General features: G+C 61.1%; 16 protein-coding genes. 10 read left to right on the top strand and 6 right to left on the bottom strand.

Annotated features, from left to right (window positions below):
* Nucleotides 1–259: 259 nt before the first annotated feature.
* Entirely contained in the window at nt 260–676 is a 417-nt protein-coding gene (locus tag FHT69_RS25350) for a GFA family protein (protein ID WP_183906124.1), read from the top strand.
* Nucleotides 677–690: 14 nt separating this feature from the next.
* Here the strand turns inward: FHT69_RS25350 and FHT69_RS25355 are convergent, their stop codons facing one another.
* From FHT69_RS25355 to FHT69_RS25365, 3 genes are all read right to left on the bottom strand, one after another.
* Complete coding sequence (locus FHT69_RS25355; protein ID WP_183906125.1) at nt 691–2238, bottom strand: bifunctional diguanylate cyclase/phosphodiesterase; 1548 nt, start codon at nt 2236–2238, stop codon at nt 691–693.
* Nucleotides 2239–2698: 460 nt separating this feature from the next.
* Nucleotides 2699–4132 carry a hypothetical protein gene (locus tag FHT69_RS25360; RefSeq protein WP_183906126.1) on the bottom strand — a complete coding sequence of 478 codons (1434 nt, stop codon included), beginning with the start codon at nt 4130–4132 and terminating at the stop codon, nt 2699–2701.
* A 348-nt stretch (nt 4133–4480) separates the two neighbouring features.
* Nucleotides 4481–6013: a winged helix-turn-helix domain-containing protein gene (locus FHT69_RS25365; protein ID WP_028756135.1), complete on the bottom strand. Its 1533-nt coding sequence runs from the start codon at nt 6011–6013 to the stop codon at nt 4481–4483.
* A gap of 117 nt (nt 6014–6130) precedes the next feature.
* Here FHT69_RS25365 and FHT69_RS25370 point away from each other — a divergent pair, with 117 nt between their 5' ends.
* Both FHT69_RS25370 and FHT69_RS25375 read left to right on the top strand, forming a co-directional pair.
* Complete coding sequence (locus FHT69_RS25370) at nt 6131–6565, top strand: cupin domain-containing protein (protein WP_183906127.1); 435 nt, start codon at nt 6131–6133, stop codon at nt 6563–6565.
* Between the two features lie 19 nt (nt 6566–6584).
* Nucleotides 6585–7067 (top strand): RidA family protein, encoded by a 483-nt coding sequence (locus tag FHT69_RS25375; protein WP_028756137.1) that lies wholly within the window; start codon nt 6585–6587, stop codon nt 7065–7067.
* A 3-nt stretch (nt 7068–7070) separates the two neighbouring features.
* Here the strand turns inward: FHT69_RS25375 and FHT69_RS25380 are convergent, their stop codons facing one another.
* The gene (locus tag FHT69_RS25380) at nt 7071–7547 is read right to left on the bottom strand and encodes an RbsD/FucU family protein (RefSeq protein WP_028756138.1); all 477 of its coding nucleotides are present in this window, start codon (nt 7545–7547) and stop codon (nt 7071–7073) included.
* Nucleotides 7531–8778: an ROK family transcriptional regulator gene (locus FHT69_RS25385; RefSeq protein WP_028756642.1), complete on the bottom strand. Its 1248-nt coding sequence runs from the start codon at nt 8776–8778 to the stop codon at nt 7531–7533. The genes FHT69_RS25380 and FHT69_RS25385 overlap by 17 nt, the downstream gene beginning before the upstream one ends.
* Before the next feature lie 228 nt (nt 8779–9006).
* Here FHT69_RS25385 and FHT69_RS25390 point away from each other — a divergent pair, with 228 nt between their 5' ends.
* The 7 genes from FHT69_RS25390 (at nt 9007) to FHT69_RS25420 (ending at nt 16003) form a co-directional block, all read left to right on the top strand.
* Nucleotides 9007–10026: a sugar ABC transporter substrate-binding protein gene (locus tag FHT69_RS25390; RefSeq protein WP_028756641.1), complete on the top strand. Its 1020-nt coding sequence runs from the start codon at nt 9007–9009 to the stop codon at nt 10024–10026.
* Between the two features lie 155 nt (nt 10027–10181).
* Nucleotides 10182–11246, top strand: a complete 1065-nt coding sequence (locus tag FHT69_RS25395) for an ABC transporter permease (RefSeq protein WP_028756640.1) — start codon at nt 10182–10184, stop codon at nt 11244–11246.
* A gap of 2 nt (nt 11247–11248) precedes the next feature.
* Entirely contained in the window at nt 11249–12031 is a 783-nt protein-coding gene (locus FHT69_RS25400; RefSeq protein WP_028756639.1) for an ATP-binding cassette domain-containing protein, read from the top strand.
* A complete protein-coding gene (locus tag FHT69_RS25405; protein WP_028756638.1) occupies nt 12028–12660 on the top strand; it encodes a nucleoside triphosphate hydrolase in 633 nt (210 codons plus the stop codon). The genes FHT69_RS25400 and FHT69_RS25405 overlap by 4 nt, the downstream gene beginning before the upstream one ends.
* A 211-nt stretch (nt 12661–12871) precedes the next feature.
* The gene (pyrC, locus tag FHT69_RS25410; RefSeq protein ID WP_183906128.1) at nt 12872–13909 is read left to right on the top strand and encodes a dihydroorotase; all 1038 of its coding nucleotides are present in this window, start codon (nt 12872–12874) and stop codon (nt 13907–13909) included.
* A gap of 186 nt (nt 13910–14095) precedes the next feature.
* Nucleotides 14096–15265, top strand: a complete 1170-nt coding sequence (locus FHT69_RS25415) for a GGDEF domain-containing protein (RefSeq protein WP_028756636.1) — start codon at nt 14096–14098, stop codon at nt 15263–15265.
* A 204-nt stretch (nt 15266–15469) separates the two neighbouring features.
* Nucleotides 15470–16003 (top strand): glyoxalase superfamily protein, encoded by a 534-nt coding sequence (locus FHT69_RS25420; RefSeq protein ID WP_048338239.1) that lies wholly within the window; start codon nt 15470–15472, stop codon nt 16001–16003.
* Nucleotides 16004–16237: 234 nt separating this feature from the next.
* Here FHT69_RS25420 and FHT69_RS25425 read toward each other — a convergent pair whose 3' ends face one another.
* On the bottom strand, nt 16238–16720 hold the full coding sequence (locus FHT69_RS25425) for a DUF1772 domain-containing protein (protein WP_048338267.1): 483 nt from the start codon (nt 16718–16720) through the stop codon (nt 16238–16240).
* Nucleotides 16721–16722 lie beyond the last annotated feature (2 nt).

A 16722-nucleotide genomic window follows, 5' to 3' on the forward strand; every position in this document is an offset into this window, starting at 1 on the left:
TGCGGCGCGCAGCCCGCAGGGCGAAGCCTCGAAGGACACGCCGCGACGCTGCTCCTTGCATAGATCCAACGACGGAATGCCCGACCTCGCATCCGCCAAGAATAGGCACGCGCTTGAAAACTCCCAGGTCCTGTCATAACCTGTTTGAGCAAAGATTGCTGTATTGATCGGCCACATCAGTGGCGACTGCAGCACTGCCAGGCGTATTGTCCTGGTGCCAAGCTTTGCCGATTATCCCAAAATATCCGGAGATTTCCGAATGACCCGTGCACAATGTAGTTGCGGTGGACTCACCGTTACACTCTCGCAGCAGGCAAGATTGGTCGTTGCATGTCATTGTTTCGATTGCCAGCGCAGAACTGGCAGTCCATTCGGCGTCGGTGCGTTTTATCCCTCGGACTCCGTCGCCGTTTCGGGAAGCCAGCGTGAATTTAACCGGACAGCCGCAAGCGGTGGAAAGATCCGCAACTATTTTTGCCCGAACTGCGGGTCTACGGTCTATTGGAGGGCCGACAACCTGCCAGGTTTTACCGGTGTTGCCGTCGGTGCGTTGGCAGACCCGCGATCTCCGGCTCCTGCCCTGTCCATCTTTGAGCAATCAAAACATCACTGGCTTCATATCGACGGCGCCGTTGAGCATTTCCAACAAAGCAGCGCGACAAAGAATTCCAAGTAAGACCCGTCGACCCGTCAGCGCCGTTGCGAAAGTCTGGCGCTGACATGGTCTGCGGCGAGCATCTCGGCCGGGGCTGGCCTGCCGAGCAGATAACCCTGGCCGATGTCGCAGCCCAAATCCTGAAGCCGCTGAAGCTGGCTCTCCTCTTCGATGCCTTCGGCGGTGATCGTCACGCCAAGCCCGGCGCCGAGAGCGATGATGGCCTTGATCACCTTGTCCTGCTTGTCGTTGGTTTCGAATGAAGCGACGAAACTCCTGTCGATCTTGATCTTGTCGAACCGGTAGTTGGAGAGCTGCGAGAGGCTGGAATAGCCCGTTCCAAAGTCGTCGAGGGCAATCCTGACACCGGCGTTCACCAGATCGTCGAGCACGATACGTGCCGTGACGGCGTCCTGGATGATGGCGCTTTCGGTCACTTCGAGCTCGACCCTGTGCGCGGGCAGACCGACATCGCCCAATATCTTGAGAATTCTGAGGCCCAGCAACCGGTCGCTCAACTGGATCGGGGAAAGGTTGAATGACAGGACGAGCTCATTTGGCCAGGACAGCGCGTCGGTGCAGGCGCGGCGAAGCAGTTGGTCGGTCAATTCGACGATCAGCCCGGCTTCTTCCGCCACAGGAATGAATTCGTTCGGCGGGATGAATTCGCCGGAAGCGGTCTTCCAGCGTGCCAGTGCCTCGAAGCCGATAATCTTGTTGGTCTTCAGGTCCACGAGCGGTTGATAGTAGGGAACGATCTCAGCCTTCCTGATGGCGGCTCTCAGATCGGCTTCCACCCGAATCCGTTTCGCCAACTCTTCCTGCATCGAAGGCACGAAGGGCTTCACCAGATCGCGCCCCTGCTTTTTGGCGACATACATCGCGCAGTCCGAATGTCGGATGACCTGGCTGAGGTCATCACCGTTCTCCGGATAAAGCGCGAAGCCGACACTGGCGCCGAGGTCGACGGCGACGCCATTGAAGGTGAAGGGCTTGCCGATCACGCTCACGATGCGGTTCCCCAAGGCGGCAAGATCGGGATTTCCCGTGCGCCGCGCCAGAACGACAAACTCGTCTCCACCAAGGCGGAAGACATGCTCACGCGGAAAGAGGGAGGAGAGCCGTTGCGCAACGGCCTTCAGCACCGCATCACCGTGATCGTGCCCCAAGAGGTCATTGATCTTCTTGAAGCCGTCGAGATCGATGCTGAACACGGCATAGGTCTCTTGTGCCCTCTGATCGCTCATCGACTGCGCGCAGACGGATTCCAGAAATCTGCGGTTCGGCAGTTCGGTCAGCGTGTCGTGACAGGCAATCCAATCCACGTTCTTTTCGGCCTGCAGCCTGCGACGAACCTCCCTCGAGAGATCACGGATCCGCAGTGCGGAATAGATCAGCCCGAGAAACCCGGAGATATTCAGGGCAAGGAGCGCGTGGTCCAGCGGATAGTCATGATGCTTCTCGATGAACGCATCCAGCCCCTCATGCCAGTGGAAGAACCACGACAGGCAGAAGAGAAGCAGGAAGACCGCGAGCCAGACAAGGATCTCCACCTGGGGTCTGGTCGGTTGGACGCGAGGCATATGAACAGGCTCCTGTTGTGCGAAGAGCCCTCATGGCCAGTTTGGAGAACCGCATCGTCTCCGACATGTTTCAATCAACAGCCGGCACGGCTGCTGCTCGTGTCACCGGATACCGGCGACCAATGGGCAACTTCACGGCATCGGCGTCCTGTCCGTGATTGAAGACCGCCACAACTCATTCGGGCGGAATTAAGAAAGTCGGGCAATACCGTCGTTGATAAAGCCGCACAGGTCCGTAACTCGTTTGTGACCCTTGAAAGTTAATGGCGGGTTGCATTGAAGAAGGGGCGGGCGTTTCGATGCGTGAAACGGATATTTCTCCCGCAAATCGGATGAGGCTTTACCAGGCCCGGAAAATCCCGCTTGACGACTTTGATTAATCAGCCGCTTCCACGATGCATTACCTCGCTTCAACGGAAACCATGAATTAGACATCGGCGCCTTTTCATAGGCCGGATTGTCAAGGCAATTTCGATTGGTGGAGCGAGGTGAGTTGGGCTTTTGCTTCAGCGAGGACGTTGTTCGTCATTCGAAGGTAGAGTGATGTGCCCGTCTGTTCGAATAGCGGCTTGACGCCTTCAGCTAAATTGACCGCCTCGTCCAACATCGCGATCCTCTCGTTTTTCGGAACCGAAGGAAGCTCTGCCTTTGCATAGTGCTGCAGGGTCCGCGCAAGTTTCATATTCATATAGGCGGAAGCGTCTTGCGAATTCTGCTTTTCCGTTATCGCGTATGCGTCACGATGAAGCTTCAACGCTTTCTGAAATCCAGCTTCCTGCTGGTTCAGTTCGGCTAGGAGTAGCGTGTCATCGCCAAGGTTCGCCATGTTTTCCCAGCTGGGGCCGTCCTTGTCTAATTTTCTGGCTATTTCAAATGCCTGACTATTGAATTTTACAGCCTTTTCAGCGTCTGTGCGCTGCTGGGTATCCGATGCGATGCGTCCGTATGCTGTGCCAAGTTTGCTATAGATGTATCGCAATTCACGTTCATCGGTGCTGTTTTCAAATTTGCTCAGCCACTCCTCCAGCGGCTTCACACCCCGCCTGGCGTGAGCGCTTCCGTTTCCTGGATTGAGCTCATTGGCATAGCCCAGCGTTGCAGAAAAGTCCTCAGCAAAGTCGAGCTCCGCTTCTTTGTCTGGATCTTTGATGCCTTTGTGTTCGCGTTCCAATAGTTCTGCAGAACGCAACAGCAGGGTCTCGTTGGATTTCCAGCGCCCAAGCTCTTCCAGAGCCTTGGGCATTCCGCTTGGTACGAACCTATCGCAGTCGGTCCGACCGGCAAGCGGGCACAGGGCCAACAGCGCTTCACCAGATTCAGCTTTCATGGCAGAGCCAAACAGGAAGGGTGGATAATAACCGGTAGAGGCCCCGCTCGCATTATTTGCGATCCAAAGGCTATCGAGAGCAGAGAAGGCTTCTTTCGCAGCATCCGGCGCAGCCGCATCCAGTGCGGCTCTCAGCATCGAGATTGCCAGGACAGCGCGCCTGTTTCGATCGGTTTCGTTGTCGGAAAGAGAATAAGTATACTCCTCGTCCGCGTCGCCAAGGATCATGGCCAACCAGATACGTTTTTGGCTTATCTCAGCTGCGCTGCCCGTTGAAATGTTGCCGCAGGCGTCTAGAAGCTCTTCTGCGGCATCCGCATTGGATTTTGTCATTTCCCGTAGTTCGATGCAGAGGTCGGCATCTCCGGCATAGGAGAATTTGTCTAGCAAGGGCGTCGCAATATGCGCCTCGCGCCCTGAAGCATCCTTGTAGATCCTGGAAGGCGGCGTTTCGCTCGCCGGTGGGATGCCGTCTGGCTTGATAGGGGTAGACAATCGAGTTTCTGTCGGGAGCGCCATGTAGGCGGCGGCAACGAGCACGCAAGCAATCACCAGGCGCTCCTTCATTTGATTTTCCCAAACCAGTTCGACGCACACAGATGATCGATCAATCGACACTCCCGGATTCCACATGTCTTACGGCGTTGAGCGCTTGACACCCAACCGCTTCATCACCCGGTAGATCGTCGTCCGCGATAGGGCGCGAGGCGCTGCACGGAAAGAGATCAGACAACACTATTGCAGATCCAGGTTGTGAAAGTCTAACTTTTGTTTGAGGTTTTGCGACTGAGCGACGGCTAATGAAGCCGATCCCGACTGGAATTTCCCATCACCGAACGGCGGTTTTCACCCGACCGTAGAAATCCTCAGGCTTCTTCGGCGCCGATCCTGAGCGGCCTTTGCCAACCGGTCGTTCTAAAGTTCCGCCTCTCGCAGCAGCTCGTCCAGGCGGGTGGCCCATTCCTTGTTGCCATCTCTGAAAGGACCAAGCGCATCGCCGGCAGCTTCGGGAAAGTCGCTGGCCGCCGTAGCAAAGCGGCGAGCCTGCTCACGATGTCCCGCGGCCGCATGGCAACACGCCTGAATGCGCAGAAGCGCCGGCCAGTCAGGCCGCGCCTTTAACGCCGTACGCCCCGTTTCGAGCGCGCTCTCCACGTCGCCCGAAAACAACAATGCAAGCATCAAGAGGCCGAACCAAACCCCATTCTGCGGATCATGGGGGTTGAGTTCGAGGCCGCGAGCCAGGGGCTTGCGCGCACCGGCGGCATCACCCGAAAAAAGACGGGCCATGCCGAGGACGAGATAGCCCAACGCGAAACTCGAACCGAGTTCGATGGACCGTTCCGCTGCGAGGATCGCCTGGTCAGCCCTGCCTGTATAGGCCGACACAATCGCCAGCGCATAGTGCGAATACGGGTTTCGCGCGTCGAGATAGATCGCGCGCAGCGCCGCATCCAAACCCTCCTTCCCGTCCGCGGCGGGGTTATCGGTCCAGCCGTAGGCAATGAGGCCCGCATTGACCCGCGCCCGCCAGATCTGCGCCTCCGGCAGCAGGGGATCGAGCTCCGTGGCCTCGCGGAAAAATCGCCGGGCCATGAGGTGGGTGGACTGCGTGACCTTGTGGAAATGGAATGTGCCTTGCCGGACAAGATCCCAGGCAGTGATGTTGCCGGTGTGCGGAGCGACCTGAAGCCCATGGCGCAACAGCAGCTCGGGCTCGACCGCCGCTGCAATCCGTTCGGCGATGGCGTCTTGCACCGCAAATACCTCGGCCACCTGAAGATCGTAATGTTCGGACCAGACGGTGGCGCCTTTCGCGACGTCGGCGAGGTGCACCGATATTCGTATCCGATCGCCGGCATGCCGAACAGCTCCATCCACCAGAAAATCGACGCCAAGTTCGTGCGCGATAGATTGCTGATCGCTCGAGCCATTCCTCCTTGTGAAACTCGCCCCACGTGACGCGACGCGGAACCATCTGAACCGGACGAGCGCCATGATCAGGTCGTCGGTGATGCCGTCGGCCAGATACTGTCTTTCAGCATCGCCGCCGAGATTCTCGAACGGCAGTACCGCAATCGCCGGGATCGAACTGGTCTGCGCATGCCATCCGCTATCGGCTGCATCGGTCCGGCTCTCCACCGGACCGGAGAATCTGTAGCCGACCCGCGGAACCGTGACGATCCATCCGCTGCCGTCTGATGCGGGGCCGAGCAGCTTGCGAAGGGCGGCAATCTGAACGGAAAGATTGCTTTCCTCGACGGCCAATCCCGGCCACGCGGCATCCATCAAGGCCGACTTGGAGACGACACCCCCCTGTGCCGAAAGCAGAACGGCAAGCAGCGAAGCACCTCGGGCGCCGATAGCGACAGGCCTATTGTCGCGAAACAGGCATCCGTTCTCGGCAATGAACTCGAAGTGGCCGAAGGCAAGGTGCTGGGTGTTCATGGCCGGGAATGATACCGCGATTTCGCAGCTTTTCGGAAACTTTTCGGCCCCGCTTCAGGACTTGCGCCGGCTGAACGCGCAGTCTGCTCCAGTGCAGCGGTTGAAGTGGTGAAAGCGATGAAGAACGAAGCAACGCAACCGAAAAATCCGCATCTGTTAGCCGCGAAAGTCGTACGCGGGAGCGGCAGCCATGTCGCCGAGCAGGGGTCTGTCTATCGCTCGGGCGTCTCGGCGGAAAGCGTCGGATCAACCATGCTGTGGCTCGGGACGATTTCGCTACCCGCAGGCAGACGAACCAGGGCCCATCGCCATGAGGGACACGAGACGGCCCTTCTCATGACCGCGGGTCACGAGATCGAGATCTGGTCGGGGTCGAGGCTCGAACAGTGCGAATTGGTCCACGCCGGCGACTATCTTTTCATTCCGGCCGGCGTTCCCCATGTGGCCGTCAATCGCTGCACCGAAAACGCCGAGTTCCTCGGTGCCCGCAATGACCCCGCCGCCAACGAGGGCGTCGTTCTGATGCCGGAGCTCGATGACATCCTACCTTGATCATGCCGGGAGGTGCACCATGGCCATCATCGAACAACGTCTGGCCGACATGGGTCTGGAATTGCCCGAGCCTTTGAAAGTTCGCGAAGGGCTGCGAATGCCCTTCGTCTGGGTTCGGGTGCGCGGCAACCGCGCCTACATTTCCGGTCACGTCGCGTGCAACCGCGATGGGACATTGGCAGCCCCGCTTGGCAAGGTCGGAGCGGAGGTCTCGCCAGAGCAGGGTTACGCGTCGGCCCGGCTCGTTGCCCTGGCCCACCTCGCCAGCCTCAAACGTGCTATCGGAGACCTTGATCGGGTCACGGCTTGGCTGCGCGTCTTCGCCATGGTGAATGTTGCTCCGAGTTTTAATGAGACGCCGCTGGTCACAAACGGCTATTCCGATCTGATACTGGAGCTGTACGGGCCAAACATTGGCGCCCACGCCCGCTCGTCCATCGGCATGGCCATCCCTTTAAATGCGCCCGTAAACTGTGAAGCGGAAGTCGAAATTGACGGGTGACCGCTAGAAGACGAACGGATCCACCCCGGCCGCCGCCTTGGCACCCGCCTCCCTCGGATAAATCACCCCCTTGCGCAAGATGATATTGGCATAGAGCCTCGGCTCGCCGGTCTGGATCACCGCATGAGCGGTTTTCACCCGACCGTAGAAATCCTGGCCGATCAGCGGCACCACCTGCCGGTGCGGCTCGTGGTGGGCGCAGCAGTCGATCATCTCCTCATGCACCGGGTCGAGCTTGTCGCGCTCGGCCTTGACGGTCGAGCGGAAGATCGCCTCGGGAACGAAATCGTCGATCGGCAGCACGCTGAGCACGGCGTTGAGCACCGGGATGAGGTGGTGGCCGTCGAGCCGGATCAGCCGGCGCGCATGTTCGACGCCCGGATAATTGCCGTCGACGATGGCGATCTCGTCGCCGTGACCCATGGCGCGAAGCGTAAAAAGCAGCTCCGGGCTCAACAGTGGATCAAGTCCTTTCAGCATGGTCTACCTCCTTGAAGAGTACGTTCTGGTCGGTGAGGTAACGCGCGAAGATCGGCAGGCTGGCGCCGCCGATGGCGCGCGCCTGGGCGCCGACCGCGCCCTCGATGATTTCGGGCATGACGACGCCCTGCAGGTCGAGCTTGGCGGCTTCGTCGATGGTGGCCTGCACCACGCGGCTGCGCACCCAGCCGGGAAAGCCGCCGTCGATGACGGCCGCGCTGAAATCGAGGATCGAGGCGGCCGCGACGATCGCCTGCGCCAGCGCCTTGGCGCTATCCTGGATCCAGCTTTCCATCGGCTCGCCGAAATCCACCCAGTCGTCGGCCGAATACCAGAGCGGCTCGGGATCGATGCCGCGCTCGCGCAGCATGTTTTCGAGCACGAAGATCGAGGCGATCTCGAGCAACTGCTTGGTCTCGCCATTCTTGCCGCGCACGGGCAGCGGCCCGATCGCGCCCGCCGTGCCGGTGCGGCCGGAAAAGATCGCCGAGTTCAGGACGATGCCGCCGCCGATGAAGGAGCCGATGAAGAAATAGACGAAATCGGGATAGGACGGCCCGACGCCGAAGACGAGTTCGGCGCCGCAGGCGCTGGTCGCATCGTTCTGCATGAAGACAGGGTGGGCGACGCGTTCGGCGATGTCGGCCTGCAGGTCGATATCCCGCCAGACCTCCATGGCACCCGGCGGCGCCCCCACCTCTTCGGCCCAGTTCCAGAGCTCGAAAGGCGCGGCGATGCCGAGGCCGGCAATGCGGCCGCGCTGCTTGTCGTCGAGCCGGTCTTCGAGTTCGCGGATGCCCGATGTGACGAAGGCGAGGATTTCATGCGGCAGCGGATAGGCATAGGTCCTATGCAACTGCATGCGAATGCGGCCGACGAAATCCATCAGCACCAGATCGGCGCTGCGCCGGCCCATCTTCAGGCCGAAGGAATAGACGGCGTCGGGATTGAGATGCATCGGGATCGACGGCTGGCCGACACGGCCGCGCACCGGTTCCCCGCGCGAAAGCAGCCCTTCCTTCTCCAGGACCCGCATGATGACGGAGACGGTCTGCGCCGACAGGCCGCTGCGGCGTGCGATATCGGCCTTCGACAGCGCGCCGTAGAGACGCACCAGCGACAGCACGAGCCGTTCGTTATAGGCCCGTACCCTGACCTGGTTCGCACCTCCGGCCGGATTCAGAATTGGTGGCGGGACCGGTATATTCGCCGGTCCATCCAAGGACGACATGGCCGCTCCTCCCGATTGTTGGCCTATGCCCTAATTCGATTGAGCATGCCACATCGAATTAATAATTCAATTGGATTTATTTATTGACAAGCCGATTTCTTTTCGCTCTTAATTGCCGTCGTCAAGGGCACGGGACCGCTGGGAGGCATTAGCGATCCACGGCGAAGTGTCATATCTTAAGATTCCGGCCCCGCAGGGGCGGCGCCGGCAAACTCTGGGAGGAGTTCCATGAAGAAATCTGTTCTCGCTTTCGGCGCGCTCGCGCTTGGTGTCACTTTTTCCGCTCCTGTCATGGCGGCTGACGTTGCTGCCTGCCTGATCACCAAGACCGACACCAACCCCTTCTTCGTCAAGATGAAGGAAGGTGCGACGGCCAAGGCCAAGGAACTCGGCGTTTCGCTGAAGTCCTATGCCGGCAAGATCGACGGTGACAGCGAAAGCCAGGTCGCCGCCATCGAAAGCTGCATCGCCGACGGCGCCAAGGGCATCCTGCTCACCGCTTCCGACACCAAGGGCATCGTCTCGTCGGTCAAGAAGGCGCGTGATGCCGGCCTGCTGGTCATCGCTCTCGACACGCCGCTCGAGCCGGCCGATGCCGCCGACGCCACCTTCGCCACCGACAACCTGCTCGCCGGCAAGCTGATCGGCCAGTGGGCCAAGGAAACGCTGGGCGACAAGGCCAAGGACGCCAAGGTCGGCTTCCTCGACCTGACCCCGTCGCAGCCGACGGTCGACGTTCTGCGCGACCAGGGCTTCATGATCGGCTTCGGCATCGACCCGAAGAACCCGGACAAGATCGGCGACGAAGACGACAAGCGCATCGTCGGCCATGACGTGACCAACGGCAATGAAGAAGGCGGCCGCAAGGCCATGGAAAACCTTCTCCAGAAGGATCCTGGCATCAACGTCATCCACACGATCAACGAACCGGCCGCTGTCGGCGCCTATCAGGCGCTGAAGGCTGTCGGCATGGAAAAGAACGTGCTGATCGTCTCCGTCGACGGCGGTTGCCCGGGTGTGAAGTCGGTCAAGGAAGGCGTCATCGGCGCCACCTCGCAGCAATATCCGCTGCTGATGGCGTCGCTCGGTATCGAGGCGATCAAGAAGTTCGCCGATAGCGGTGAAAAGCCGAAGCCGACCGAAGGCAAGTCCTTCTTCGACACCGGCGTTTCGCTCGTCACCGACAAGCCGGTCTCCGGCGTCAAGTCGATCGACACCAAGGAAGGCACCGACAAGTGCTGGGGCTGAGCCCACTTTATTAAAAGCAGACCGGCCGGGGCTTGATCCCCGGCCGTTTTCGACGGACGATGTGCCGTCGCCTCGCGAACCGGCTAAGCAAAGACCGGAAGGATATCGGTGACGGCCCCCGCGCGAGTTCGGCGCGCGGATGCGGAGGAGGAACCATGACCGGAACACAGGAATTCGAACGCGTTCTCGACGGCAGCGACAAGAGCGTTGCCTCCTTCGAGCACCAGGATGTCTCGCTGATCAAGCGCGCCCAGCATTTTCTGCACTCGACGCCGGCCGCCGTGCCGCTGATCGTGCTGGTGCTGGCAATCATCATATTCGGCATCGCCATCGGCGGACGGTTCTTTTCGTCCTATACGCTGACGCTGATCCTGCAGCAGATCGCCATCGTCGGTATTCTGGGCGCCGCCCAGACGCTGGTGATCCTGACGGCCGGTATCGATCTTTCGATCGGCGTCATCATGGTGATCTCGGCCGTCATCATGGGCAATGTCGCCATCACCTACGGCATACCGACACCGATCGCGGTCGCAGCCGGCATGCTTGTCGGCGGCCTGTGCGGATTGCTGAACGGCTTCCTCGTCGCCTACATGAAACTGCCGCCGTTCATCGTCACGCTCGGCACCTGGAATATCGTCATGGCGACGAATTTCATCTATTCCGCCAATGAGACGATCCGCGACACCGACGTCGACGAACAGGCGCCGCTGCTGCATCTTTTCGCCATGAGCTTCAAAGCCGGCACAGCCGTGCTGACGCTGGGCGTCATCGCCATGGTGCTGCTCGTCCTGCTGCTCTGGTATGTGCTCAATCACACCGCCTGGGGCCGGCATGTCTATGCGGTCGGCGACGATCCGGAAGCGGCCAAGCTCTCCGGCATCCAGACCAAGAAGGTGCTGCTTACCGTCTATACGATTTCGGGCGTCATCGCCGCCTTCGCCGCCTGGGTCTCGATCGGCCGCAACGGCTCGATCTCGCCGTCCTCGGCGGTCACCGACTATAACCTCCAGGCGATCACCGCGACCGTGATCGGCGGCATCTCGCTCTTCGGCGGCCGCGGCTCCATTCTCGGCACGCTGTTCGGCGCGATGATCGTCGGCGTCGTGTCGATGGGCCTCAACATGCTCGGTGCCGACCCGCAATGGAAAGTCCTCCTGACGGGCGTGCTGATCATCGCCGCCGTCGCTATCGATCAGTGGATCAGAAAGGTTTCGGTGTAATCATGGCTCGCGAACCCCTTCTCACCGCCCGCGGTCTCGTCAAGCGCTACGGCCGCGTGACCGCCCTCGACAATGCCGATTTCGACCTCTATCCGGGTGAAATCCTCGCCGTCATCGGCGATAACGGCGCCGGCAAGTCCTCGCTGATCAAGGCGATCTCGGGCGCCGTCACCCCGGACGAGGGGGTGATCACGCTGGAAGGCCGGCAGGTGCAGTTCCGCTCGCCGATGGAAGCGCGCGAGGCCGGCATCGAGACCGTCTATCAGAACCTTGCTCTGTCGCCGGCGCTGTCGATCGCCGACAACATGTTCCTCGGCCGCGAGATCCGCAAACCGGGCATGCTCGGCTCCATGTTCCGCATGCTCGACCGGCCGGCCATGGAGAAGCTCGCGCGCAACAAGCTGTCCGAACTCGGCCTGATGACCATCCAGAACATCAACCAGGCGGTGGAAACGCTCTCCGGCGGCCAGCGCCAGGGTGTCGCGGTCGCCCGCGCCGCCGCCTTCGGCTCGAAGGTCATCATCATGGACGAACCGACGGCAGCCCTTGGCGTCAAGGAAAGCCGCCGCGTGCTGGAACTGATCCTCGACGTCAGAGCCCGCGGCCTGCCGATCGTGCTGATCTCCCACAACATGCCGCATGTGTTCGAGGTGGCCGACCGGATCCATATCCACCGCCTCGGCCGGCGTCTCACGGTGATCGATCCGAAGGAATACACCATGTCCGACGCCGTCGCCTTCATGACCGGCGCCAAGGCGGTGCCGACGGAGACCGTCGCGGCATGACGGCACGCATCGACGAAATCGCCGGCGCAGTTCTTGACCGCGCCGGCAACTCCAGGCGTTTCCTGGTCGCTATCGCCGGGCCGCCGGGTGCCGGCAAATCGACCATGGCCGACAATCTGGCCAACGCCCTAAAGGCGAAAGGCGAGCGTGTCGCGGTGCTGCCCATGGATGGTTTCCACATGGACAATGCCATTCTCATCGAACGCGGCCTGCTTGCCCGCAAGGGCATTCCGGAAACCTTCGATGTGCGCGGCTTCCTGGATATCGTCCGCGCGGTTCGCCCCGCAGATCAGGAAGTCCTCGTCCCGGTCTTCGATCGCTCGCGCGAGCTTGCGATTGCCTCTGCCCGCCCGATCTCTCCCGAGGATCGTTTCATCATCATCGAGGGCAATTATCTGCTCTTCACGCAGGGCAAATGGGCTGAACTCGACGGCATCTTCGACTACACGATCATGCTCGCCCCTCCGATCGAGGTGCTGGAAGAGCGCCTTTGGGATCGCTGGCGCGGTTATAAGCTGACCGAGGAAGCCGCCAGCGCCAAGGTCTACGGCAACGACCTGCCGAACGGCCGGCTGATCCTCGAAAACCGCCGCCCGGCCGATGTGACGCTGGAGATCGCGCTGGCGTGATCCCGTGCGGCATGCATGGAAAAAGAGCGAAAGCGCATCGCATGAATCAATTTCAATGCGAGGCGCTAATGCATGTCGCCCGGAAGTGTGCTGCGGTTCCGGGGTAACGACATGCTTGAAAAAAGAGCGAAAGCGCGTCGCATGAATCAATTTCAATGCGACGCGCTTTAGTGCTATCGAGGCCGCAGACGCATCGCTTCGGAGGCCCGCCATGCAATCGATCACCATCCGCCGTCCTGACGACTGGCACCTGCATCTGCGCGATGGCGCCATGCTGGAAGGCGTGATCGCCGATACGAGCCGCACCTTCGCCCGCGCCATCATCATGCCCAATCTCGTGCCGCCCGTTGTCACCACCACTGACGCCAGGGCCTATCGCGAGCGTATCCTCAAGGCGCTGCCGGACGGCCATCGCTTCCAGCCGCTGATGACGCTTTACCTCACCGAGCATACCAGCCCCGATGACGTGGAGGAGGGGGCTGCGAGCGGCCTCATCACTGCCGTCAAGCTTTATCCCGCCGGCGCCACGACCAATTCGCATGGCGGCGTGCGCGATATGGAAAAGGCGATGCCGGTGCTGGAACGCATGGCGAAGATCGGCCTGCCGCTCTGCGTCCATGGCGAGGTGACGACGCCTGAGGTCGATATCTTCGATCGTGAGGCCGTCTTCATCGACACCGTGCTCGATCCGCTGCGGAAGCGTCTGCCGGAACTGAAGGTGACGATGGAGCATGTCACGACAGCAGATGGCGTCGATTACATCAAGGCCGCCAAATCAAATCTCGCCGGCTCGATCACCACCCATCACCTGATCATCAACCGCAACGCCATCCTGGTTGGCGGCATCCGCCCGCATTATTACTGCCTGCCGGTCGCCAAGCGCGAGAACCACCGGCTGGCCCTGCGTGCGGCCGCCGCAAGCGGTGACGGCCGCTTCTTCCTCGGCACCGATTCCGCCCCGCATGTCGATCCGCTGAAGGAATGCGCCTGCGGCTGCGCCGGCATTTACACCTCGGTCAATACGATGAGCTGCCTTGCCCATGTCTTCGAGCAGGAGGGCGCGCTGGAGCGGCTCGAAGCCTTCACCTCGCTGAACGGGCCGGCCTGGTACGGGCTTGCGCCGAACGAAGAGCGCATCACGCTCTCACGGCAGGCCGAGCCGGTCGTCTTTCCCGCGAAGATTGAAACCGGCGCCGGTCCGGTGACGGTGTTCGATCCGATGTTTCCCCTGCATTGGCAGGTGGTGTAGCAGGTATAGGTTTTCAGAATTCAATTTTAAATGGAATATTCATCTTAAGTTTCGGCGTGACGTTAAACGCGTAACATTTGCATTGTGCAGTGCATCATTTGTTAACGGATGCATAAGACATTCCTCGCTGCGAACCCCAGAAGCTGCCAACATCCGGCACTGGAATAGCTGCGGAGACTGAAGAGCATGATGCTTGACTACAACTCCCTTTTGCTAGCGCTCGGCGTCTCCGCGGCATGCCTTGCCGTGACACTGATGGGCAGCTGGATTGTCCGCCGGGCGGAAACGGTGCTGCTCACCGCCACCGTCGGCCTGGTCCTGGTCGTCAGCGGCATTTTTGTCTACAGCGCCTATGTCAATACGCCGGAGACATGGTTGGGCGTCGCCAACTTCGTGCTGTTTCATGCCGGTTTTGCTACCATCTGGGGGGCCGGCCGGCAGTTCCTCACCGGCCGTCCGTCCGTTCCGGCCATCGCGATCCGCGCCCTTGCGGCGATGGTCTTCTCCGTCGTGCCGATGCTGTTGGGTTATGACGGCCTCGCCTTCATTGCCGACAATATCGCCATTGCTCTTTTGCTCTTTGCCACCGCCCGGCAATATTGGCTCGCCCGCGCCGAGGCGCCGGCCCCGCTCCTCGGCATCACCGCGCTTTATACGCTGACCGCAATCTCCTTCGTCCTCTGCGCCGCCGTGCTGATCTCCGACGGAAAGCTGGTGCTCGGCAAGGCCCCCAGCAACTGGGCCGAAGATCTGAGTCTCGCCGTCTGCATCGCCGGCATGACCGGGATCGGCGCGCTGTCGCTGGCGCTGCATCAGTGGCGGCTCGCCGCTCGCCATCGCCTCGAGGCGATCACCGATCCGCTGACCGGCCTGCTCAACCGCCGCGCCCTGTTCGACGAGTACGGCACGCGCCCGATGGGCAACACCACCGCCGTCATCGTCTTCGATATCGATCATTTCAAATCCGTCAACGACCGCTTCGGCCATGCCGTGGGCGACAGCGTGATCAGGGCCTTCGCCGCCGAACTCGCCGCCCATTGCCGCGCCGGAGATATCGCCGCCCGGCTCGGCGGCGAGGAATTCGCGCTGGTACTGAAGGAGATCATGCCCGGCCGGGCGGAATTGGCGGCCGAGCGCATCCGCCGCGCCTTCGAAGCGCGCGAGATCCAGATCGACAACGAAGTGCTGACATGCACGGTCAGCGTCGGCGTTGCGCCCGGCCGCTCGAACAGCCTGGATTTCGACGCCATGCTGAGTGCCGCCGACAAGGCGCTCTACGTCGCCAAGCGCGGCGGCCGCAACAGGGTTGAGCTTGCCGGCCACCTGCAGGCGATTCCCTCGCGCACCGCGTCTTGATTCCTGACCGGTGCTTTCATAAAATCGACCTCGGCTGGATGCGGCCAGCCGCCCCGCGACGCTCGACGTTTGACACTTTGGCGTTATGGTGAATGCATCCAGAAAACATCCTTCACATCCCTTGCCGTTTGGCGATCGATGGCGAACGGGTCAGCAGACGCGGGCACTGATCTTCCTGTTTGCCGCCAACGGAAGGATGACATCATGCGCGATTTTCGCGACGCCAAGCTCATGGCAAAAACCTTGCGGCAGGCTCTCGCCGACCGCGACATTTCGCTGACCCACAGCGAGACTCTCGAAATCGTCGCCCGCCAGTTCGGGCTCGACCAATGGAACATCCTCTCGGCCAAGATCGATGCGGCGGGCGCTTCCTCCGCCATCGGCATCGAGCCGCCGATGCCGATCTTCCGGATCTTCTCGGTCGAGAAAGCCATGGAATTCTATTGCGGATTCCTCGGCTTTCATCTCGATTGGGAGCACCGTTTCGGCGAGAACTTCCCGCTCTATTGCCAGGTCTCGCGCGACGGCATGGCGCTGCATTTGAGCGAACATTCCGGCGACGCCAGCCCCGGCGCCAAAGCCTTCGTCCGTGTCGCCAATATCCGGGCCTACCACGCCGAACTCTCGGGCAAGGACTACCGCTACATGAAGCCCGGCGTCGAGGAAGCGCCGTGGGGATTGGAGATGACGGTCATCGATCCTTTCAGCAACCGCATTGCCTTTTGCGAGCAGAAGTAGACGAGGGGCGGCTTGGCTCCCTCCTCTCCCCAGCGGTGAGAAGGTGGCCCGAAGGGTCGGATGAGGGGGCGCACGGCACACCCTATATGTTGCCCTTCGCTTACGCTCCGTGCATTCGCGGCCTTGCCGCTCACCCCCTCAACCGCCTGCCGGCACCGACCGAGGTCGAGCCGCGGGTCTCGACCCGTCCTTCGGACCCCCGCCGGGGAGAAGGACGTGTGGCAGACGCGCCGCCTAGACAATCATCAGCGCCCGCACGAATGCCACCGAGGCGAGCAGCGAGGCGATCGTCCGCACATGGTTCCACCATGTCCAGTCCCTGAGATAGCTGGTCCAGAGCTGAACCGCCTCCGCCCCGCTGCCGCCGACCTTATCAAGCGCATCGTTCATCGGCACGTTGAAGATGATGGTCGAGAGGAATGAGGCGACGACATAGAGGGTCGCACCTGCGAGCATCAACACGGATGCCCCGCCGCGCCAGTCGATCACCGCCAGCACCGCGATGACGATGCAGAGGATTGCCGTCGGCACGAAAAGGCCCATGAAGGGCGAGCGGACGATCGTGGCGTTGATCGAGTTCATCGCCGCGATGCCCTGTTCCGCCGGGATGCGCGAGAAGGCGGTCATGATGAAGGTCGAGAAGGCGAAGAAGATGCCGGCGACGAGGCCGCTGCCGATTGCCGCGGCGGCGAGGGAGAGGGTGAGAACGATCTGCATGG

This window comes from Rhizobium sp. BK008, from assembly GCF_014197345.1.
GTDB lineage: Bacteria > Pseudomonadota > Alphaproteobacteria > Rhizobiales > Rhizobiaceae > Rhizobium > Rhizobium anhuiense.